Origin of the sequence: Prevotella sp. khp1, from assembly GCF_900102205.1 — a bacterium.
GTDB classification, from domain to species: Bacteria; Bacteroidota; Bacteroidia; order Bacteroidales; family Bacteroidaceae; genus Prevotella; species Prevotella ruminicola.
Map to the genome: position 1 here is coordinate 834,645 of NZ_FNJZ01000001.1, position 22,135 is coordinate 856,779.

The window sequence follows — 22,135 nt, forward strand, 5'->3', positions numbered from 1 at the left end:
AAAAACCGCAGATTCGAAAACCTGCGGCCTCTTTTTTTATTAGTAGAATTTAAAGTAGCGTCGGGCGTTGTTATAACTGATGTCCTCAACCATGCGACTGAGAATCTCCATATCGCAGGGCAGCAGGCCCTTCTCAACGTCGTTTCCGAGCATATTACAGAGAATACGACGGAAGTACTCATGACGTGGATAGCTCAGGAACGAACGGCTATCGGTAAGCATACCAACAAAGCGACTCAGCAAGCCAAGTACCGAAAGAGCGTTCATCTGACGAACCATACCGTCCATCTGGTCGTTGAACCACCAACCAGAACCGAACTGAATCTTGCCAGGCTCGCCACCCTGGAAGTTACCCAGCATAGTAGCAATCACCTCGTTGGCACAAGGATTCAGAGTATATAAGATGGTACGTGTAAGCTTATCCTTCATGTTCAGCTTGTTCAGGAAAGTCGACATAGCCTTAGCGGTATTGAACTCGCCAATAGAATCGAAACCTGTATCAGGACCGAGCTGGTTAAACATCTTGGTATTGTTATCGCGGATAGCGCCATAGTGGAACTGCTGTGTCCAGTCGGCATCAGCATCCATCTCAGCCATTACTGTCAGGAAGCAGTTTTTGAACTGACGAATCTCCAACTTAGACAGAGACTGACCACGCATAGCCTTCTCGAAGATGGTCTCGATCTCAGAATCGGTATACTCCTCATCGTAGAATTCCTCGATACCATGGTCGGAAAGCTTACAACCATTCTCAGCAAAGAAGTCGTGACGCTTCTGCAGGGCATCAACCATATCGGCAAACTTCACAATATTTACATTGCTCACCTCAGCCAGCTGCTCAACATACTTTGAGAAATCAGCCTTCTCAATGTTCATAGCCTTGTCAGGACGCCATGCAGGAATCATCATAGGATCGTCCTTAGCCTTGGTCTTGGCGTACTCAATGTGGTTATGCAGATCATCAACAGGATCATCGGTAGTACATACACACTCCACGTTGTAATGCTTCATCAGTCCACGAGCCGAGAACTCTGGCTGCTGAAGTTTCTCATTACACTCATCGAAAATCTCGCGTGCTGTCTTAGGCGAGAGCTGCTTGGTAATACCGAAAGCAGTCTTCAACTCCAGATGAGTCCAGTGATAAAGGGGGTTACGGAAAGTATAAGGAACGGTTTCAGCCCACTTCTCGAACTTCTCCCAATCGGTGGTATCCTTACCAGTGCAATACTTCTCGTCGATACCATTGGTACGCATAGCACGCCACTTATAGTGGTCGCCTCCCAACCACAATTCGGTTATGCTCTTAAACTTGTGGTCTTTGGCCACCATCTCAGGAATCAAATGACAATGATAGTCGATAATGGGCATTTTAGCCGCATGATTGTGATACAGGTCCTGTGCCACCTGGGTCTCCAGAACGAAGTTATCATCATTGAATTGCTTCATAAAACTGTTTATTTATAGGTCCTTCTTAAAATTTTACTGCAAAGATAATTAAAATCTCGGAGAAAAGCACTATCTTTGCAGAAAAATAAAACGTAAACGATGACGTACCGTAGCAAAGTCCTTCTCATATACACCGGAGGCACCATTGGCATGAACCGGAACCCACGTACTGGGGCTCTGGAGCCGTTTGATTTTGAACACCTATTATATAATGTACCCGAACTGAAGCAGTTTGATATCACCATCGAAACATACCAGTTCGATCCACCTATTGATTCGAGTGACATGTCGCCTGCCATGTGGACAGATCTGTCGCATTGTATCGCCGACCACTACGATCAGTACGATGGATTTGTAGTACTACATGGCACCGACACGATGGCCTTTACCGCCTCAGCCCTGTCGTATATGCTTGAGAACCTCACCAAACCCGTGATTTTCACTGGTTCGCAGTTACCTATCGGACAGCTGAGAACAGATGGTAAGGAAAATCTTATCACAGCCATAGAGATTGCAGCAGCCAAAGATAGAGAAGGACATGCTTTGGTACCCGAAGTAGGTATTTATTTCGGCGGTCATCTGCTTCGTGGTAATCGTACTACCAAACAGAGCGCCGAGGAGTTTAATGCCTTCGAATCATTCAACTACCCCCATTTGGTTGAAGCTGGAGTGAACATTACCTACCACCACGACCGCATGCTGAAGCCAGATTGGAACAAGCCGATGGCTCCCCACTTTCGCATGGACAATAATGTGATTATCTTCTCGCTCTTCCCAGGCATCCGCGAGGATCTGATCCGTCACATTATTCATACCCCTAATCTGAAAGCCATTGTGATGCGTACCTTTGGCAGTGGCAACGCGCCCCAACGCCCATGGTTGCTGAATGCTTTACGTGAGGGAACCCGCAACGGTAAGGTAATCGTAAACATCAGTCAGTGTATGCAGGGTGCCGTTGAGATGGGCCGTTATGACAACGGTTACCATCTACAGGAGGCTGGTGTTATCAGCGGTCGCGATTCCACCGTTGAAGCAGCAGTTACCAAACTGATGTTCCTGCAGGCACACTACCCCGACGATCCAGAAACGGTTCGCAAATACATGCAACAAAGTATAAGAGGAGAGATATCGTTTTAGTGATATCTCTCCTCTTATTTTTTCCAGAACCACGAGGTCATATCCTCCATCTCGCCATCTTCTTTGATCTTATACAACCTTTGATTCGTCTTCGGATCCTTCAAAGGACCTAAGTGTTTGATAAACGGTCCTATCTTAATATAGTCGAAATCGCGCTTGTTGATAGCCGATGAGATGACCGTTTTACCACTATACCAAGCTACTTTGAACTCAGGATGCACCTCGCGGATATATAATGCCAGTTGGTCAACAGCCTTCGGATCGGCATCACCTCCCATAAACGAGATACAAGTAATGTCGGTACCGTACTTATCTACGAACGCATCGATAGCCTCCGTATCAAGCGGCAATCCAATATCTTCCCAAAGGTAATAGCTATGACACCCAGGACAGCGACACGGGCAATTACTAATGTTAATTGCCAGTGTCACTTCGTCGGGTATCTCTTGAAAAACTATGCCGGTATTTACGTATTTTAGCATAATTGTTTCTGTCCTGCATAGTAGCGACGTGAAGCCTCTTCCTGACGAGCCTGTGAGAAGTTGCTAACACGCTTCAAGTAGCCGATAATACGGGTCATGTAGTCAACATTCTTAGAATGACAATGCGGGCACTCCTTCAGATAGCGCTTGTCGATATGACCACAATCATTACATACAGTATTAGGAATATTGAATGTAAAGTAGTTACAGCCTTCCTTAGCTGCCACCTTCAGCAGGTGCAGATACTGCTCTTTCGACAGATGCTCATCGAGGTTCATGTGCAGGGCCGAACCACCAGTCAGATGTTCAATATAAGGAGCACCATGCAACTTAAACTTATCGATGATGGTCAGCGAGTCGTCCTCTACCACATAGAAATAGCTGTTATAGCAGTCGCGTGGCACAAAGTAACCATCCTCGCGATCCCACTTAGCATGCTTAACACCTACGTTCTCGGCAGGAATCATCTCACAGTTAAACATCACCTCTTTTGAACGGTACTGCTTGTTGTATTTCTCAATCAGACCGAGAATACCCTGAACAAAGTGCAGGTACTCGTCGTTTGGCGAAATCTTCAGTCCCATAAACTCGGCAGCCTCAACCAAACCGTTAATACCAATGGTGAGATACTGACGGGCAATATTGATATATCCAGCGTCGAACAGAGGCAACATACCCTGCTGCTGCAGATCCTTCAAATTCTCGTTGTAAGCCAACTGTACTTTATGGCACAGATCGATCACACCACTCAGATACTCCAGATAATCCAACTTGTGGTTGACGGCATACTGGATACATCGGTTCAGGTTGATAGTGAGCACACTCTTAGAACCAGTACTTACACCGCCTGCACCAAGCGTATAGCTGAAACCATTGTCGGTAATCTCATTACGCAAACGGCAGCAACTCGACAATGAGTCGGCATTATCGCTCATATAGGTAAAGAACGAGTGTCCCTCAGCATACATTTCGGCTGTAAACTCGCCCCACTCCTTATCCTTGCAGTTACCATTCTCATCTACCAACAGAGCCATAGTCTCAACAGGGAAAGTCAGCAAAGTCTTGGTACGCTCATGGTTAAACCACTTCATGAAGCGCTTCTGCAACCATGAAAGTCCCTCCCAATCGGGCTTAGAGCCATCAGGGAAGTAGAACTCACCAAAGATACTCTCGAAATAGTAACGATCGTAGTAGGCAATATTCCAGAATACTGCCTGATAGTTACGAGCACCTGTTGGCTGGTTCAAGGTATAAACAATCTGCTCAAAGTAATCAGTTATAATCTTATCAATGGTACGCTTCTTCAAACTCAGGTCAGCCTGGTCTTGTGAGCGCTTATAGTAATCCAGTCCGTACTCCTTACCCAGGAAATAGTTCATATACATCAGGAACTCAGGTGTAGCACAGGCACCACTCAGCATTGAACTTACCATAAACACCATATTCACAAAGCCACCAGCAAACGACTTCATGTTGGTAGGAGCAGTAGAGTTACCACCAATAGCCACAGTACCACCAATCAACCAAGGATACATGGTGATAGAAGCACAATAGTTGGCCAACGAAGTCTCGTCGTTCTTATATATAAAGTGGTGTGTCAGCTTGTCGATATATTCATCGGCCAACTGCTTACCATACATTTTCTTAATACGATCAGTGAGGAGTCGACGGTTCAGACGGATAAAGTTCGACTTTGGCAGCTCACCAATCAGTGTAGCAATATTCTTATGCTCTACATTGGCATTTGCATCGTACTTTGATCCTGTAGCAGCATTCACCGATTCGCAATATTCTGAAAGGAACACCATTTTCTCGAGTGTCTCACGATCCTCAGAGTGCAACTGACGATAGAGAATAAACGATTTGGCAACCTTATAATAGCCTTCACGCATAAGTGCTTCTTCCACCTGGTTCTGAATATCCTCCACAGTAATGTTGTCATGCATGTCAAGGTGATTCAAGATTTTAGATACGATGGCTAGGTCAGCAGGTTCCTGAACGCTCTCGAAAGCCTTTACGATAGCATTCATAATTTTGTCGAGTGAGAACAAATCCTTCGATCCGTCTCGCTTGGTGATGGTAAAGTTTTTAATTTCCATGTTATTGTCTCTGTTTTTATTTATGTTTTGTTATTTAATTCTCTCCCAAAGTTTTCTTTTTTGGAAACTTTTTTGTTTTTGAATTCGGAAAAGTTTTCCAAAAAGTAAAACCGAATACGGTTGCAAAGATACAAAATATGCCAGAAAAAGCATTCTCGACAAGCTAAAAATTTCTCTAAAATAAAGTTAATATAGAAATAATACGCTACAATAACAATGTATAACATACTGATTCATAGACACTTCTGCAATTTCACAACAGCATCGTCTTTTAAATTAAAGCTTTCACAACAGAAAATCTCCAATTTGCAGTCAGTATTCTTTTTGGAACACCACCACATACACCAAGATTTTCTTTTTGGAAAACTTTTCGTTTTTAAAAATCAGAAAAGTTTCCCGTTTTAACATTTTCCAACAATCCATTTCCCCTCCCACGCGTACCTTATTATATATAATAGAGAATACTAAAATAACACAAAAAGAAAGCCTAAAACTTGCAGATATCAATTTATTATTGTATCTTTGCCAAAAATATCATTTAAACAATTAAACTAAACAAGTACAATTATGAAGGATCTTAAAGGAACAAAAACCGAGAAGAATCTGCAGGAAGCATTTGCAGGTGAGTCAATGGCACGCAACAAGTACAGTTACTGGGCATCAAAGGCCAAGAAGGACGGCTTTGTACAGATAGCCGCCATTTTCGAGGAGACAGCTAACAACGAGAAGGAGCACGCCAAGATGTGGTTCAAGCTTTTGGAAGGTGGTGCAATCAAGAGCACACCAGAGAATCTGGAAGCTGCTGCTGCTGGCGAGAACTATGAGTGGACCGACATGTATGCACGCATGGCCCAGGAAGCACGCGAGGAAGGATTCAACGAGATTGCTGCCAAATTCGAACTCGTAGCCAAAGTAGAGGCAGAGCACGAGGCACGCTACCGCAAACTGCTCGACAACGTTAAGAAGGAGCGTGTATTCTCTAAGGACAATGATGTTATCTGGCAGTGCAGCAACTGCGGCCACATTGTTATCGGCAAGAAGGCCCCACAGGTATGTCCTGTCTGCGATCATCCACAGGCCTACTTCCAGGTAAAAGCAGAGAACTATTAAAGATTAATTTTTCTAAGTACTTTGCAACAAAAAAGTACTTAGATTGCAATCGCTCTCTAAGTACTTTTCAAAAACAAGCCTGTTTAGGCAAGTATAATCTGAACAATGCGCTCTGCTGTTCGACCATCCCAACGGTCAGGCAGGGCGCATTTCTTCCATTCGCCGCTCACCATTTTCTTAACAGCTTCACTTAGTTTGTCTGCATCCTCACCTACCAATACATTCGAACCTACATTCACCGTTTCCTGATGCTCGGTATAATTATTCAGAGTGATACAAGGTACACTATTAAAGGTAGCCTCTTCCGACACATTGCCCGAATCGGTAATAATACCAAGTGCATGAGCAGTTAACCAACCAAATTCCAAATAGCTCAAAGGATCAACAATATCAATAGCCAAGCCCATGCGCTCAACCACCTTACGGGCTTCGCCACGCAAAGGTGCGACAATTCGCATGCCATTAGCCGAAGCCACCATAGCCTTCAGCATTTTCTCCAAATTATCAATATCAGCAATCAGCGCTTTACGGTTCAGTGTAAATACCAGATACTGTTTCTCTTCAAGTGATGGGATCGAAGCTGGCTTCTTCATACGGTCGTAGTTATATCGCAAAGTATCCATCAGGATATTACCCACCATATAGGTCTGCGAACTCTCCGACTGTTCACGAGTAGCTATGCCCGTACTCTTCACACCAGCCGTGAACAGATAGTCAGACAAGGCATCTATCACCAAACGGTTGATTTCCTTAGGCATATTGATATTAAACGAACGTGTACCAGCTACCAGATGCGCCAAGCGGATACCACGTTTCTTGGTTACTATGGCAGCAGCCATAGTCGAGGCTAAGTCATCCACCACGATCACCACATCAATCTGATGCGCATCGAGGAAAGCATCGAAACGGGACATGACCTGACTGGTAATCTCGTTCAGACTCGTTGAATCTACACCTAAGTAATATTGTGGACGTGGCATCTGCAAATCATCAAACAGCGATGCCTCAAGCGTTGGATCGTTCTCACTACCTGCATAAACCAACAAACATGTTGCTTCAGGATTTTTATTGATGGCTCTTACCAAAGGTGACACCTTAACGAAATTTGGGCGAGCACCCGCTATGATACATACAGTCTTTCCCATTTCTTTCTATTTTTGAGTGCAAAGATATAGAAAAAGTTTCTATTTACCAAGAAAAATGGCAAAAGGTTTGGATAAGTCCCAAAATAGTTGTATCTTTGCAGCAGAAACAGTGGGTCGTGCCTGATAGATCGGGATACTCTACATTAACAAAACAAATCGGGATCGTTTCCCTTGCCAATGGCGGGCCACGATTATCCTCCACGAGGAGAGCAGCAATGCCGGTGGATTACAACAGCAGGGAGCCCCCACATCGTGTGAAACAGGAGTTTTCACCAAATCATCGGCACGTACCCTTTTTTTTTATATTAAACATTAAAGATTAAACATTAAACATTATATTTTTTGATATGTTTTCTGGAATCATCGAAGAATTTGCTACCGTAACAGCTATCCACAAGGATCGCGAAAATATCGATTTTACATTAAAGTGTTCGTTTGTCGACGAGTTAAAGATCGACCAGAGTGTTGCACATAATGGCGTTTGCTTGACTGTTGTTGCCATTGAGAATGGCACCTACACGGTTACTGCCATGAAGGAAACACTCGACCGCACCAATCTGGGCTTGCTCAAAGTTGGTGATAAAGTAAACGTTGAGCGCTCTATGCTGATGAACGGCCGATTAGATGGTCATATCGTTCAGGGTCATGTAGATGAGACTGCACGCTGCATTGCTGTTGAGGATGCTGACGGTTCAACCTATTTCACATTCGAATATCCAGAGAACCGTGAGATGGCATTGAAAGGCTATTTCACTGTCGACAAAGGCAGTGTTACCGTTAATGGCGTAAGCCTCACGGTTTGCAATCCAACAGCTAACACCTTCCAAGTAGCCATCATCCCCTACACTTTCGAGCACACTAACTTCTGCGATATCCGTGTAGGTTCGGTAGTCAACATCGAGTTTGACATTCTTGGCAAATATATCGCCAGACTGCAGCAGATTTAATCCACCTTTACAATAACAATTCTGATGGAGCGGAGATGAATGTCTTCGCTCCATGTTGTATCAGAAAGTCACGATCACGAAATCCCCACAACACGGATATACAAGGTAGCCCAGAGTTCGCTGCTGTTTGAACATCCACATCACTATCACCAACATAAACAGCCCTGTCTTTTTCAACACCAAGCTCTCGCAAAGCAGCAAATACCGTATCTGGAGCAGGCTTCTTACGGATTCCCTCTGCTTCATGCTCACCTATAGCCACTTCGATGGTATCCGGGAAGAAATGACGACACAACTCCACGGTAGCAGCCATCATCTTATTGCTGACAACAGCCAGTCGGCAACCACGAGCTTTCAAATCAGCCAATACCTCAGGAATACCGGGATATGGTTGTGTTGTATCAAGCGAATGATGCATATAATGTTCGCGGAAAGTTGCAAACGTTGACTCAAAATCAGGGTTTTCTGCTCCATGAGGAATTGCCCGCTCCATCAATTTCCGTACACCATTACCAACGAACCTACGAACATCATCAACCGAATGTTCTGGCATGCCATGTGTGCGGAGGGCATAGTTACACGAAGCCGCTAAATCTGTTATTGTATCAAGTAAAGTTCCGTCAAGATCAAATATATAAGTGTTATACATTGAAGATTAAACATTAAAGATTAAACATTAGCGCTTTGAACGCTGAATCATGGTTTTCACCTTATTATTATATTTATCTGCCTTCAGCAAATCCTCGATGGTAAAATGCATACGATATTTCCAACGGTTATAAGGATCGCTTGGCACATTGATGCGCTCGTCACGAACATTCTTTGAGCGCAGTTCGCCATCCATAGCCAACCAGTCCTGCAACGACAACATACAGAGCATAGACGGACAATAAAGATGACGCCCGATAATCTCCTCAGCCAAATGGGCCGGCAACTGTTCGGGGGCTCGACCTTGTTTCTGCAACATCGACACATAGAAACGCTGGGTACGCTCAGGACTTTCGCTCCACCAAAGGCGCAAGGGCGACATATCGTGCGTTGAAATTGTAGCAACAGAACGGTATGGATTGCCATCAAGATGAGCAAACTCATAACCACTCTGTTTGGGCATCGACTGGATTTCGAGCGACAGGATACGTAACTGATCGAGTACCGGCGCCACACAATCTGGCAACATGCCCAGATCCTCGCCACAGCATAGCATACGGGTAGAGCCAAACACATCGGTCAACTTACGGATAGCCTCAGCCCCCCAGAAAAAGTTATGACGCTGATAGTAATAATTATTGTAAAGTCGCATAAATGCGTCTTTTTCTTCAGCATTCAACGCCTCAAACACGGGCTCCCCTATCACACCGATTCGCGGATGATACATACCAGACTGTTTTGGATCTTCCAGGAAGAGCACACTACTAACCAAGCGATAAAGTCCATCACGAATCCATAAACTATTTTCATCTATCCGTCCCTCAAAAGCCTGTTGCACTTTTTTCTGCGTATTGTAATCTGATTTCAAATCATACAGACCGTAACTCTTAGGCATCAGGAAATGCTCGCGAACATATGGTGCATGCATACCAAACAACTTATCTAACACCCTATCGTTAATAAAAGGTCTGGTAAACAAGTCCTTACGGAAAGGCAAACCAAAGTATTCTATCTCACCCACTGTCATTGGCAACGAAGGCGAGAAATGCCCCAGCAATCCAAAGACAGCATCGCCTGGTATCTCCCATATCCGGAAGAAACCCAGGATATGGTCGATTCGGATAGCATCGAAATACTGTTCCATCCACTTTAAACGTCTACGGAACCACTCTACAACACCAGCACCCCAATTGTAAGTTGGGAATCCCCAATTCTGTCCGTTAGGCGAGAACATATCTGGTGGTGCACCTGTTTGTGCATCAAGATGGAAATAATCCGGATGGATAGCCGTTTCCACACTATCGCCATTTACGCCGATAGGCACATCGCCTTTCAGGAAGATGCCCTTTGAACGAGCATAGTCAGCTGCGGCTTTCAACTGCAAGTGAAGATGGTATTGCGTAAAGTAAATCAAGCCCACAGACGAATCCAACCACTTGGCGTAAGGCACCAACCAATCCTGGTTCTGAGCAAACCAAGCTTTGAACTCCTTGGACTCAAGAGTCTGTTGACCTTTCTCATCAAACAGTTCCTGAACATAAGCCCGCTTCACTCGATCCACCGCCTCATAATCACTATAGCCGAGTGCGTTAAGTTCCTGGCGTTGACGATGATACGTATTCATCTTGGTTTTATTTTTCAGCACTCCAATAGCCTCTACATCCAGATAATGAGGATGCAAAGCAAAAGCCGAAACAATATTATATGGATACGAATCACTCCAGTTTTTCGAGCACGTAGTATCGTTAACCGGCAGTAATTGGATGGCCTTCATACCCGTTGCCGCACACCAATCAACCAATCGGTACAGATCACCAAAATCGCCCACACCATACGACTGTTTACTACGAAGCGAGAATACCGGTATCACCACGCCTGCAGCTCGCCAGGTATATTCTTTTACTCTCAGGTTCTCACCATAAGCCACCAATACTGTACCATCAGGCACCATAGTCTGGTCAGCAGGCAACAAACCCACAGTTGTGCGATTATCACCTTCCTCCCAAGCCACGAGTGCATGGGAAGTGTCATCAATAATCACATATTTATATTCTATAGGCAGCAGCACAGCATCCACATTCACCGACAGCAGCCACTCGAATCTGCCAATTGGCTCCATACGCAGATAGCGAGACACGTTCCAACTGCCTAATGCCGGATGGTCGCCAATAATAGCAACCGACTGTCCTTTTTGTAACTGAGGTGCCGACACCCTGAACAGGATTGTTTTACGATACAAAGGCACACGAAGCGGCTCAACCTGTTGGTCAACAGATAGCCCCATCGTTGTATGATAAGCCATGCTATAAAGATGATACTGCAGAGGCACATCGCGCCACAAATCAGCCATCACATAGTCTTTTGCCGAATCAAAATAATAGGTTCGAGGAATAGCATTCCACTCTTTTCTAAGCACATTACCATCAGTATCCTCTACCTGATAATAATAAGAAAACGAGACTATCGGATGTTTTCGCGATTCAAGCACGGTGGTTTCCAACTGCCACCCCATACCGTCAGAGGTAGTCATCATCAACCGTTCCGTCTTTTTGGTCTGGTCGATGCTGAGATAGGTCAGCACCACATAGAGATTTTGTCCCCATTGAGTGCCATATTGTATAGAAAACTTAAGTTTCATAAGCTATATTTTAGGGCAAAGATACAAAAAAATGATAAATTAGCGATAATAGTGGAGAGATTTTTGTAACTTTGCAGCGTTTTTTCAAGGATATGAAGATGAATTGGATAAAAAAGTCAAGCTATCTGGTTCCTATTATTGTATGCGCATTAGGAATCTTAGGCATCGCATATTACTATTTTGTGGGGAGTTTTTCTAAACTCAGCGCCACCGAATACGTGTATATCGACGACAACGACAATCTTGATTCAGTATGTGTTAAGTTGGAGCCGATTGCATCCGATCATGGTCTATCAGCTTTCAGAATGCTCGCTCGCCATGGTGGTTATATGGAGCATATACGTAGCGGTAGATACGCCATTACCCCCAACCAGAGTACGATAAAAGTATTCCGCAATCTGAAGAACGGACATCAGGAGCCTGTAAAGCTCACCATTCCCGAAAGTCGTACCATGGACAGACTGGCCGGCTATCTGTCACGCAAACTGATGATGGACAGCGTTGCTGTAGCCATCCTGCTCAGCGATTCGTCGTTCTGTGCGCAGCAGGGTTACGACACAGCCACTATCGCCTGCTTGTTCGTCCCCAACACCTACGAGGTTTATTGGAATATCTCTATAGAGAATCTGATGAAACGCATGCAGAAGGAGAACGAGAATTTCTGGAATGTACAGCGCACCTTGAAGGCCGAGGCCCTGAAACTGAGTAAAAATGAGGTTTGCACATTGGCCAGCATCATCGATGAGGAGACTGCCAACAATGCCGAGAAGCCAATGATTGCAGGTATGTATCTGAACCGACTGAAAGCAGACATGCCACTTCAGGCTGACCCTACCATCAAGTTTGCCTTGAAAGATTTCGCAATCAAGCGTATTTACCACAACATGCTGCAATTCGACAGTCCTTATAACACCTATAAGAATACCGGTCTGCCTCCCGGCCCCATCAAGATTGCATCGGTGGCAGGTATCGACGCTGTACTGAATCGCATAGCCCACGACTATCTGTACATGTGCGCCAAGGAGGACTTCTCTGGCACACATAATTTTGCCAGAACCTATCAGGAACACCTGAAGAATGCAGCAAAATATTCAAAGGCTTTAAATGAAAGAGGCATTAAATAAATTGAGAATTAACAATTGAGAATTTAGAGATATAAGATATGGAAGAGATTATTAAGAACGAAAGCGAGGAGAAGAAGTCTGTCAGCTTCATTGAACAGAAAGTTATCAATGACCTGGCAGAGGGTAAGAACGGTGGCAGAATGCAGACCCGTTTCCCACCAGAGCCAAACGGCTACCTGCATATCGGACACGCCAAAGCCATTGCCATCGACTTCGGACTGGCCAAGAAATACGGCGGTCAGTGCAACCTGCGCTTCGACGACACCAACCCCATTAAAGAAGATACTGAATACATCGAGAGCATCGAGAACGATATTAAGTGGCTCGGTTTCAAGTGGGCTAACGTCTACTATGCCAGCGACTACTTCCAGGAGCTCTGGGACTTTGCTGTATGGCTCATCCAGCAGGGACGCGCATACGTTGATGAGCAGAGTGCCGAGGTGATTGCCCAGCAGAAGGGAACCACCACAAGCCCAGGTACAAACAGTCCCTATCGCGACCGCCCCATTGAGGAGAACCTGAAGTTGTTCGAGTTCATGAACAGCGGCAAGTGCGAGCCAGGCACACTGGTTCTGCGCGCCAAGATCGACATGGCTCACCCCAACATGCTGTTCCGCGATCCCCTTATCTATCGTGTACTCAATATTCCTCATATCCGTACAGGCAACAAGTGGAATGCTTACCCCATGTACGATTTCACTCACGGCCAGAGCGACTACCTCGAGGGTGTAACCCACTCTTGGTGTACACTCGAGTTTGTAGAGCATCGCCCCCTTTACGATCTGTTCGTTACATGGATGAAGGAGTGGAAGGGCGAGACCGACAACATCGAGGACAACCGTCCACGTCAGACCGAGTTCAATAAGCTGAACCTCAACTACACACTGATGTCAAAGCGTAATCTGCTGGCATTGGTACAGAATAACATGGTAAGCGGTTGGGACGACCCCCGTATGCCAACTATCTGCGGATTCCGTCGCCGTGGTTACAGCCCAGAGAGTATCATCAAGTTCATCGATAAGATTGGCTACACCAAGATTGATGCCCTTAACGACATGGCTCTCTTGGAGAGTGCAGTTCGCGACGATCTGAACAGCCGTGCTATCCGTGTCAGCGCTGTGCTCGATCCTGTTAAGGTGGTTATCACCAACTACCCAGAGGACCAGATTGAACAGCTCACCGCTATCAACAACCCAGAGAACGAGGCCGATGGCACTCACACTGTTGAGTTTACCCGCGAACTTTGGATTGAGCGCGACGACTTTATGAAGGAAGCCGAGAAGAAGTTTATGCGATTGGCCCCTGGCAAGGAGGTTCGTCTGAAGAACGCCTACATTATTAAATGTAACGAGGATCACCCCTGCGATGAGGACGAGAATGGAAACGTAACTACTATTTACTGTACCTACGATCCAGATTCACGCAGCGGTATGCCTGGTTCTAACCGCAAGATTAAGGGTAAGACCCTCCACTGGGTAAGTTGCAAGCACGCTGTCGAGGCCGAGGTTCGTCTTTACGACCGTCTGTGGAAGGTTGAGAATCCTCGTGATGACATGGCTGCCATCCGTGAAGCCAAGAACTGCGATGCTGTTACAGCGATGAAGGAGATTATCAACCCCGACTCACTGCACATCATCAAGAAGTGCTATATCGAGCCATACGCTGCCGATATGAAGCCACTCACTTATCTGCAGTTCCAGCGTATTGGTTACTTCACGCCTGATACAGATTCAACAGCCGAGAAGCCAATCTTCAACAAGACTGTTGGACTCAAGGACACTTGGAAAAAGTAATTTAAGAAGAAGTGCCAGAAGATTTAGATTATTTCGAAAGCGAGGATTTTAAGGAAATCCTACGGCAATACGAGGAGTCAGTCAAGTCGGGCGAACGCATCTATATGGATGCCGACGACTTGACTGACATTGCCGATTATTACCACTACAACAACCGACTAGCCGAGGCCGAGGATGCCATTTCCTTAGCTATAGAATACAATCCTGAAGCCGTTGGTCCGATGCTCTACAGAGCCCGCGAAGCTTTGGAAAAGAAGGACTTCAAGACAGCCGAGCAATATGCCGATAAAGTAGAACCTTTAGATAGTATCGAGGGCATCTACCTACGTGCCGAAATACTCATCACGAAAGGAGAGCTGGACAGTGCCGACGAATTGCTGTCAGGATACATCAAAGACTTACCTGAGGATGAATATGCCGACTTTGTGAAAGGCGTTGTAGGTCTGTATCTTGATTACGACCAGTTTGCCAAGGCCTTCGAATGGATAGCCCGCACTACCAACAACGATTCGGTAGGATTCAAGGAACTGATGGCTCGCACGCTGTTCGGATTGGGCAAATACAAAGACAGCGAGCGACTCTTCAACGAGTTACTCGACAAAGACCCCTACTCTGCCAATTATTGGAATGCATTGGCAGGCGTACAGTATATGAAAGAAGACTATTCGGGCGCTCTTACCAGTAGCGAATATGCCATTGCCATCGATCCCAACGACGCCAATGGTCTGCTGTCGAAAGCCAATACCCTGTACGCAATGGGTAACCACGACGAAGCTCTCAAATTCTTCCAGAAATATTCCGAGAAGGTACCCGACGATGAGTTCGGTTATTTGCATCAGGCCATTTGTCTGATCAACAAAGGCTTGTTTAAGGACGGACTTGAAAAGCTGAAAAAAGCAGTCAGCGTTTCCGCCATCGACTCTATTCACCTACCAGAGATCTATCAGGAGATGGCCTTTACCTATAACACCTTAGGCCAGATGGATAAAGCACTATGGTGCATAGACATGACCGAGAAATTGGATTGCGACCATTTCCACATGGGTGTTATCAAGGGGCATATTCTCTTAGCCAACCATAAAGAGGCTGAGGCAGAAGCTGCATTCGCAAAGGTATTACAGGATTCGGGTAACAATCCCAAAGTAAGACTCAGAATCATCATCTCTTATCACGACAACAAGTTTTTACATTTTGCCTACAATGCCTATTTGGATTTCTTCAAGACTGTTGGCGAGGACTATAAGGAAGGCTATGCCTATCTGGCCTTATGTTGCAACGAGCTGATGAAGAATGATGAATTCTTATACTACCTGAAGAAAGCCTGTGATTGCAATCCGGAGGAAGCCAGAGCCATATTAGGCGAGTTCTTCCCTGCTCATATGGATCCAAAAGATTATTACCAGTACGCATTAGAACATACAGACGATTAATATGAATTTTATTACAAACATTCTCAACACGCTCGGTTGGTATCCAACCATTTTCTTTCTGATGTTATTAGAAAGCACAGTAGTGCCGGTACCGTCAGAGTTTGTAGTAACGCCTGCTGCTTACCATGCAGCCAGCGGCTCATTAAATGTATTCTTAGTCATCCTTTTTGCCACACTGGGTGCCGACATAGGTGCCAGCATTAACTACTTTGTAGCCCTGTACGTTGGTCGTCCTGTCATCTACAAGTTTGCCAACAGCAAATGGGGTAAGATGTGTCTGCTTAATCAGGAGAAAGTTGAAAAAAGCGAGAAATACTTTGACGACCATGGAATTGCAGCGACACTTACCGGTCGTTTTGTTCCCGTCATCCGCCACCTGATTTCCATCCCTGCCGGCTTGGCACGTATGCATTACGGCAAATTCCTGCTGTTTACTACCATTGGTGCAGGAGGCTGGCATAGTGTACTGGCTCTTCTTGGCTGGTATCTGCATGCCATTGTACCCGAGGATCAGTTGAACGACAAAATTAGCGAATACGCCGAATATATCAAGTTCGCCATTCTGGGTCTGATTGTAGTAGCTGTCGTTTATTTCGTCATCAAACGAAAACTTAATCATAAACAAGAAAAGTCAGCGTAATAAGCATTTTTTTGCTTTTTTATGCTTTCTTTTCTATTATTTTTCGTATTTTTGCGCAATATTATCAGCAAACAACGATTATGGCAAGAACAAACAACCATTTGGTCATCATGGCAGGCGGCGTTGGTAGCCGTTTTTGGCCCATGAGTACTACCGAGAACCCTAAGCAGTTCATCGACGTTCTCGGCGTTGGCAAAACATTACTACAGTTAACGGTAGAAAGATTCGGCAATCTGGTTAAGCCCGAGAACATCTGGGTGGTAACCAACCAGAGTTATCAGGAAATTGTAAAGAAACAGTTGCCTGATATGCCAGCAGGAAACATTCTATGCGAACCTTGTCGCAGAAACACAGCACCATGTATTGCTTACGTTAGTTGGCGCATCAAGTCGAAAGACCCAAAGGCTAACATCATTGTAACACCAAGCGATCACATTGTGACAGATAAGGCTGAATTTCAGCGTGTCATTAAGGAGTGCATGCAGTTTACCAGCGAGACCGACGCTATCGTTACCCTAGGCATGAAGCCCAACCGCCCAGAAACAGGTTATGGCTACATCCAGGCCGACTTGAGTACCAGCTCGCTCCGAAACAAAGAGATTTTCAGAGTCGACTCTTTCCGCGAGAAGCCCAATCTCGAAACGGCTCAGGAATATATCAAAAAGAACTATTATTTCTGGAATGCAGGTATCTTCATCTGGAATGTAAATACCATTGTAAATGCTTTCCGCATCTACCAGCCCTCAATGGCCAAGATATTCGAGTCGCTGTTACCTATTTATGGTACCGACAAGGAACAGGAAGAAATCAACCGTCTGTTCCCCGAATGCGAAAATATTTCTGTCGACTATGCCATCATGGAAAAGGCCGAAGAGATTTTCGTTTGCCCATCCGACTTCGGTTGGAGCGATCTGGGCACCTGGGGCTCACTCCACGAGCAAAGCAAGAAAGACCTCTATGGCAATGCCAGCATCGGTCCCGATGTAAACCTGATAGAGAGTCACAACTGCATTGTTCACACCATGCAAGAAAAGAAAGTAGTTATTCAGGGCCTCGATGGTTATATCGTAGCCGAAAACAACGACACACTGCTCATCTGCAAACTTTCGGAGGAACAGCGTATCAAACAATTCTCAGGAAATAATTAATATAAACAAACTATAATGGAAAAAAAAGTTGCTCTAATCACCGGTATTACCGGTCAGGACGGCTCATATCTGGCCGAGTTCCTTATTGAAAAAGGTTATGAGGTTCACGGTCTCATGCGTCGTTCATCTTCATTCAACACAGCCCGTATCGAACATCTTTATCTCGACGAGTGGGTTCGTGATATGAAAAAGGCCCGCCTTGTTAATCTCCACTGGGCAGATATGACCGATTCATCATCTCTGATCCGTGTCATCTCAAAGATTCGCCCAACCGAGATTTATAACCTCGCAGCCCAGAGTCATGTGAAGGTTTCTTTTGACGTTCCCGAATACACAGCCGATACCGATGCTAACGGTGTGCTCCGCTTGCTGGAAGCCGTACGCATTGCAGGTTTGGCTGATACCTGCCGCATCTACCAGGCCTCTACATCAGAGCTCTACGGTAAGGTACAGGAAGTTCCACAGAGCGAGACTACCCCATTCTATCCCCGCTCTCCATATGCCGTAGCTAAGCTATATGGTTTCTGGATTATGAAGAACTATCGCGAATCATATAATATGTTCTGCTGCAATGGTATCCTCTTTAACCATGAGAGTGAGCGCCGTGGTGAGACTTTCGTTACCCGTAAGATCACATTGGCAGCCGCTCGTATCGCTCAGGGTTATCAGGACAAGCTTTATCTGGGTAACCTTAACTCTCTGCGCGACTGGGGATATGCCAAGGATTACATCGAGTGCATGTGGCTCATCCTGCAGCAACCCGAGCCAGACGATTTCGTAATTGCCACTGGCGAATATCATACCGTTCGTGAGTTTGCTACCCTCGCCTTCAAGGAGGTTGGCATCGAGCTCGAATGGCGTGGCGACGGTGTTGACGAGAAGGGTTACGACAAGGCAACTGGCAAAGCACTGGTTGAAGTCGATCCTAAGTATTTCCGTCCTGCCGAGGTTGATCAGCTATTAGGTAATCCTGCCAAGGCTAAAGCCAAGTTAGGCTGGAACCCACAGAAGACTTCGTTCGAGGATCTGGTAAAGATCATGGTTCAGCACGATATGAAGTTCGTTAAGAAACTCTTCTTAAAAGCTCACATGGACGATGCTCAGTAAAGAAAGTAAAATATATGTAGCGGGACACCACGGACTTGTGGGTTCCGCTATTTGGAATAATCTGCTTCAGCGAGGCTATACCAATCTGGTAGGCCGCACTCACAAAGAGCTCGACCTTACCGACCAGGTAGCCGTTAAGCAGTTCTTTGATGAGGAACGCCCTGACGCCGTTGTGCTGGCAGCAGCCTTTGTAGGTGGCATCATGGCCAACTCACTGTATCGCGCCGACTTCATCATGATGAACATGAAGATTCAGTGCAATGTCATTAGCGAAGCCTATGCTCACGGTGTCAAAAAGCTGCTCTTCTTAGGCTCTACTTGCATTTATCCAAAGAACGCACCACAACCAATGAAGGAGGATTGCCTGCTCACTTCGCCATTGGAATATACCAACGAGGAGTATGCTATCGCCAAGATTGCAGGCTTGAAGATGTGTGAATCCTACAATCTGCAGTATGGCACCAACTATATCGCAGTAATGCCTACCAACCTCTATGGTCCTAACGACAACTTCCATCTGGAAAACAGTCATGTGATGCCAGCCATGATGCGTAAGGTTTACCTGGCCAAACTCATCCACGATAATGCATGGGATAAGATTGCCATCGACCTGAACAAGCGTCCAGTTGAAGGTGTCAACGGCGATGCTTCTCAGCAGGAAATCTTGACAGTCCTGGCCAAGTATGGTATTGAGAACAACAAGGTTACACTCTGGGGTACAGGCACACCACTTCGCGAGTTCCTTTGGAGTGAGGATATGGCTGATGCATCAGTTCACGTACTGCTCAATGTAAACTTTAGCGACATTATCGGCATCGAGAAGTATTCTTCTGTACACTACGGCGCTTCTACCGATGGTGCTGTCGATCGCAACCATTCTGCAGGTCGCGGAGGTGCTATCCCCAAGTTAGGCGAAATACGCAACTGCCACATCAATGTGGGTACAGGTAAAGAACTCACAATACGCGAGCTTTCCGAATTGGTTGTAAAAGCTGTTGGTTTCGAAGGAACTGTAGAGTTCGACACTACCAAGCCCGATGGCACCATGCGCAAATTGATTGACGTTTCAAAACTTCATTCTCTCGGTTGGACACACAAGGTAGAGATTGAAGATGGTGTCAAGAAACTATTCGAATGGTATCGTTCTAGTTTAGTTTAAAATAATTAACCCTCGCCAATCGGCGAGGGTTAATTATTTATTACATATTCTTTTTCAAAGTTTCTTTCCAAGCCTCATAGGCAGCACGGTAAGCAGCACGGTTCTGAGCATCTGGCTCAATCACCTCTAACTTATCCAGCGAAGCGAAAGCCTCAGAAGCATTGGCATAGATGCCTGCACCTAAGCCAGCACCCTTGGCGGCACCTACCGAACCATCAGTATCATACAGTTCGATGGTTGCACCACTCACACCAGCCAGTGTATTACGGAACAATGGACTCAAGAACATGTTAGCCTTACCAGCGTGAATCTTCTTAATATCCATACCCATCTGCTGCATAATCTCCATACCATAGCAGAATGAGAATACGATACCCTCCTGAGCTGCACGAACCAAGTGAGCCTTATTGTGTTTGTTGAAGTTCAAACCGTTGATTGAACAACCAATCTCCTTGTTCTCCAATACGCGCTCAGCACCATTTCCGAATGGAATCACTGTCACGCCCTCGCTACCAATGGGCACGCTGGCAGCCAGATCATTCATCTCTGCATAGCCGATCTCAGGTGTGATATTACGATGAGTCCAAGCATTCAAGATACCAGTACCATTAATACAAAGCAGCACACCCAGACGAGTCTGATCTGCAGTATGATTCACATGTGCAAAAGTATTTACACGGCTCTGTGGATCGTAGTTCACATCACCAAGTACACCATAAACTACACCCGATGTACCGGCTGTAGCAGCAATCTCACCAGGATTCAGCACATTCAGCGAGAGCGCATTGTTTGGCTGGTCACCACCTCTATAGGTGATAGGAGTACCAGCTTTCAGGCCCATCTCAGCAGCAGCTTCAGCACTTACAACGCTCTGCTCAGCAAAGGTTGGAACGATATCAGCAATCAGCGAATGATCGAATCCATAGTAATCCATCAAGAAATCAGCCACCTGATTATTCTTGAAATCCCAGAACATACCCTCTGACAGACCGCTGACAGTGGTATTAGCCACACCACTCAGTCGCATAGCGATATAATCACCAGGCAGCATTACCTTATATATTTTACTATAGAGTTCTGGTTCATTTTCTTTTACCCAAGCCAACTTGGCAGCGGTAAAGTTACCGGGGGAATTCAACAGATAACTCAAGCACTTGTCAGCACCGAGATCCTTGAAAGCCTTCTCGCCATAAGGTACAGCACGTGAGTCGCACCAAATAATAGCTGGACGCAATGCCTTCAGATCCTTATCTACACAAACCAAGCCATGCATCTGATACGAAATACCCACAGCCTTAATCTCCTCAGCTGTAGCGCCACTCTCCTTCATAATCTTCTGCAGACTCAATTTGGCGTTATCCCACCACATCTGTGGATCCTGCTCTGCCCATCCAGCCTTTACAGCCATAATAGGAGCCTCCTTTTCAGGATAAAAAGCTGTTGCCACACACTTGCCGCTATCGGCGTTAACCAACGATGCCTTCACTGACGAGCTACCGACATCAAAACCTAATAGATATCTATTTGCCATAACAATTTAATAATGATTCTTATTTATAGTACGTTTCAAATGCAAATTTCCCTAAATAATTTAATAAAAACGACTTTTTTCCATAAAAAAGTGATTTTTTTACGTATTTTTGAGTTCAATTTAATTTTTTTGTTTACCTTTGCACGTAGAATGATTAAAAATTGCGTATTAATATAATTCATATATGAAAAAGAAAATATTAATCCTTGACGACAAAGAGACCATTGCAAAGGTTCTCTCAATTTATCTGATGAGCGACTACGATGTACAGTGGTTGCCCGATGGTTTACAGGGCGTAAAGTGGCTGCAGGCAGGCAACACCCCCGACCTCATCATCTCAGATATTCGTATGCCAGGAATGCGTGGCGATGACTTTTTGGAGTGGATTAAACAGAACGAACTGTTCAAGCAGATTCCTGTCATCATGCTTTCCAGCGAAGACTCCACCAGTGAGCGTATCCGCCTGCTGGAGATTGGTGCCGAGGACTATATCGTCAAGCCCTTCAACCCCATGGAGTTAAAAATACGAGTAAAAAAGATTATTCCCTAAA

18 protein-coding genes are annotated in these 22,135 nt (G+C 45.4%); 11 read left to right on the forward strand and 7 right to left on the reverse strand.

Translation table 11 applies throughout. The features are described 5' to 3' along the window. Window positions 1-39: 39 nt before the first annotated feature. Window positions 40-1,446, reverse strand: coding sequence for a glucuronate isomerase (gene uxaC, locus BLR73_RS03635; protein ID WP_073043337.1), 1,407 nt, complete (start codon window positions 1,444-1,446; stop codon window positions 40-42). A gap of 99 nt (window positions 1,447-1,545) precedes the next feature. Between uxaC and BLR73_RS03640 the strand changes: the two genes are divergently transcribed. Continuing rightward, window positions 1,546-2,583, forward strand: a complete 1,038-nt coding sequence (locus tag BLR73_RS03640; RefSeq protein ID WP_091859020.1) for an asparaginase — start codon at window positions 1,546-1,548, stop codon at window positions 2,581-2,583. 14 nt (window positions 2,584-2,597) lie between these two features. Here the strand turns inward: BLR73_RS03640 and nrdG are convergent, their stop codons facing one another. Both nrdG and nrdD read right to left on the reverse strand, forming a co-directional pair. Then, window positions 2,598-3,065, reverse strand: coding sequence for an anaerobic ribonucleoside-triphosphate reductase activating protein (nrdG, locus tag BLR73_RS03645; RefSeq protein ID WP_091859023.1), 468 nt, complete (start codon window positions 3,063-3,065; stop codon window positions 2,598-2,600). Next, window positions 3,059-5,164 (reverse strand): anaerobic ribonucleoside-triphosphate reductase, encoded by a 2,106-nt coding sequence (gene nrdD / locus BLR73_RS03650; RefSeq protein WP_091859026.1) that lies wholly within the window; start codon window positions 5,162-5,164, stop codon window positions 3,059-3,061. The genes nrdG and nrdD overlap by 7 nt, the downstream gene beginning before the upstream one ends. Before the next feature lie 567 nt (window positions 5,165-5,731). On the opposite strand from nrdD, the gene rbr reads away from it, so the two are divergent. Then, window positions 5,732-6,274: a rubrerythrin gene (rbr, locus tag BLR73_RS03655; protein ID WP_013063889.1), complete on the forward strand. Its 543-nt coding sequence runs from the start codon at window positions 5,732-5,734 to the stop codon at window positions 6,272-6,274. A gap of 83 nt (window positions 6,275-6,357) precedes the next feature. On the opposite strand, the gene BLR73_RS03660 is transcribed toward rbr, so the two are convergent. Continuing rightward, the gene (locus BLR73_RS03660) at window positions 6,358-7,419 is read right to left on the reverse strand and encodes a UDP-N-acetyl glucosamine 2-epimerase (RefSeq protein WP_091859030.1); all 1,062 of its coding nucleotides are present in this window, start codon (window positions 7,417-7,419) and stop codon (window positions 6,358-6,360) included. 347 nt (window positions 7,420-7,766) lie between these two features. Between BLR73_RS03660 and BLR73_RS03665 the strand changes: the two genes are divergently transcribed. Then, on the forward strand, window positions 7,767-8,366 hold the full coding sequence (locus tag BLR73_RS03665; protein ID WP_013063884.1) for a riboflavin synthase: 600 nt from the start codon (window positions 7,767-7,769) through the stop codon (window positions 8,364-8,366). 7 nt (window positions 8,367-8,373) lie between these two features. Here the strand turns inward: BLR73_RS03665 and BLR73_RS03670 are convergent, their stop codons facing one another. Beyond that, entirely contained in the window at window positions 8,374-9,015 is a 642-nt protein-coding gene (locus tag BLR73_RS03670) for an HAD family hydrolase (protein WP_091859033.1), read from the reverse strand. A gap of 27 nt (window positions 9,016-9,042) precedes the next feature. Then, window positions 9,043-11,652 (reverse strand): 4-alpha-glucanotransferase, encoded by a 2,610-nt coding sequence (locus tag BLR73_RS03675; RefSeq protein ID WP_091859035.1) that lies wholly within the window; start codon window positions 11,650-11,652, stop codon window positions 9,043-9,045. Between the two features lie 98 nt (window positions 11,653-11,750). Between BLR73_RS03675 and mltG the strand changes: the two genes are divergently transcribed. From mltG to BLR73_RS03710, 7 genes are all read left to right on the forward strand, one after another. Continuing rightward, the gene (gene mltG, locus BLR73_RS03680) at window positions 11,751-12,776 is read left to right on the forward strand and encodes an endolytic transglycosylase MltG (protein ID WP_091860100.1); all 1,026 of its coding nucleotides are present in this window, start codon (window positions 11,751-11,753) and stop codon (window positions 12,774-12,776) included. A gap of 38 nt (window positions 12,777-12,814) precedes the next feature. After that, on the forward strand, window positions 12,815-14,569 hold the full coding sequence (locus BLR73_RS03685; protein ID WP_013065220.1) for a glutamine--tRNA ligase/YqeY domain fusion protein: 1,755 nt from the start codon (window positions 12,815-12,817) through the stop codon (window positions 14,567-14,569). A gap of 11 nt (window positions 14,570-14,580) precedes the next feature. After that, window positions 14,581-15,999 (forward strand): tetratricopeptide repeat protein, encoded by a 1,419-nt coding sequence (locus BLR73_RS03690; RefSeq protein WP_143010874.1) that lies wholly within the window; start codon window positions 14,581-14,583, stop codon window positions 15,997-15,999. Between the two features lies 1 nt (window position 16,000). Continuing rightward, entirely contained in the window at window positions 16,001-16,639 is a 639-nt protein-coding gene (locus BLR73_RS03695) for a DedA family protein (RefSeq protein ID WP_013065076.1), read from the forward strand. Window positions 16,640-16,719: 80 nt separating this feature from the next. Continuing rightward, on the forward strand, window positions 16,720-17,787 hold the full coding sequence (locus BLR73_RS03700; RefSeq protein ID WP_033149969.1) for a mannose-1-phosphate guanylyltransferase: 1,068 nt from the start codon (window positions 16,720-16,722) through the stop codon (window positions 17,785-17,787). A gap of 15 nt (window positions 17,788-17,802) precedes the next feature. Beyond that, window positions 17,803-18,894 carry a GDP-mannose 4,6-dehydratase gene (gene gmd, locus BLR73_RS03705; RefSeq protein ID WP_013065500.1) on the forward strand — a complete coding sequence of 364 codons (1,092 nt, stop codon included), beginning with the start codon at window positions 17,803-17,805 and terminating at the stop codon, window positions 18,892-18,894. Continuing rightward, the gene (locus tag BLR73_RS03710; protein WP_091859042.1) at window positions 18,884-20,053 is read left to right on the forward strand and encodes a GDP-L-fucose synthase family protein; all 1,170 of its coding nucleotides are present in this window, start codon (window positions 18,884-18,886) and stop codon (window positions 20,051-20,053) included. The genes gmd and BLR73_RS03710 overlap by 11 nt, the downstream gene beginning before the upstream one ends. A 40-nt stretch (window positions 20,054-20,093) precedes the next feature. Here BLR73_RS03710 and BLR73_RS03715 read toward each other — a convergent pair whose 3' ends face one another. Next, the gene (locus BLR73_RS03715) at window positions 20,094-21,584 is read right to left on the reverse strand and encodes a xylulokinase (RefSeq protein ID WP_091859045.1); all 1,491 of its coding nucleotides are present in this window, start codon (window positions 21,582-21,584) and stop codon (window positions 20,094-20,096) included. A 184-nt stretch (window positions 21,585-21,768) separates the two neighbouring features. On the opposite strand from BLR73_RS03715, the gene BLR73_RS03720 reads away from it, so the two are divergent. Beyond that, window positions 21,769-22,134: a response regulator transcription factor gene (locus tag BLR73_RS03720; protein ID WP_013063705.1), complete on the forward strand. Its 366-nt coding sequence runs from the start codon at window positions 21,769-21,771 to the stop codon at window positions 22,132-22,134. Window position 22,135: the final 1 nt, after the last annotated feature.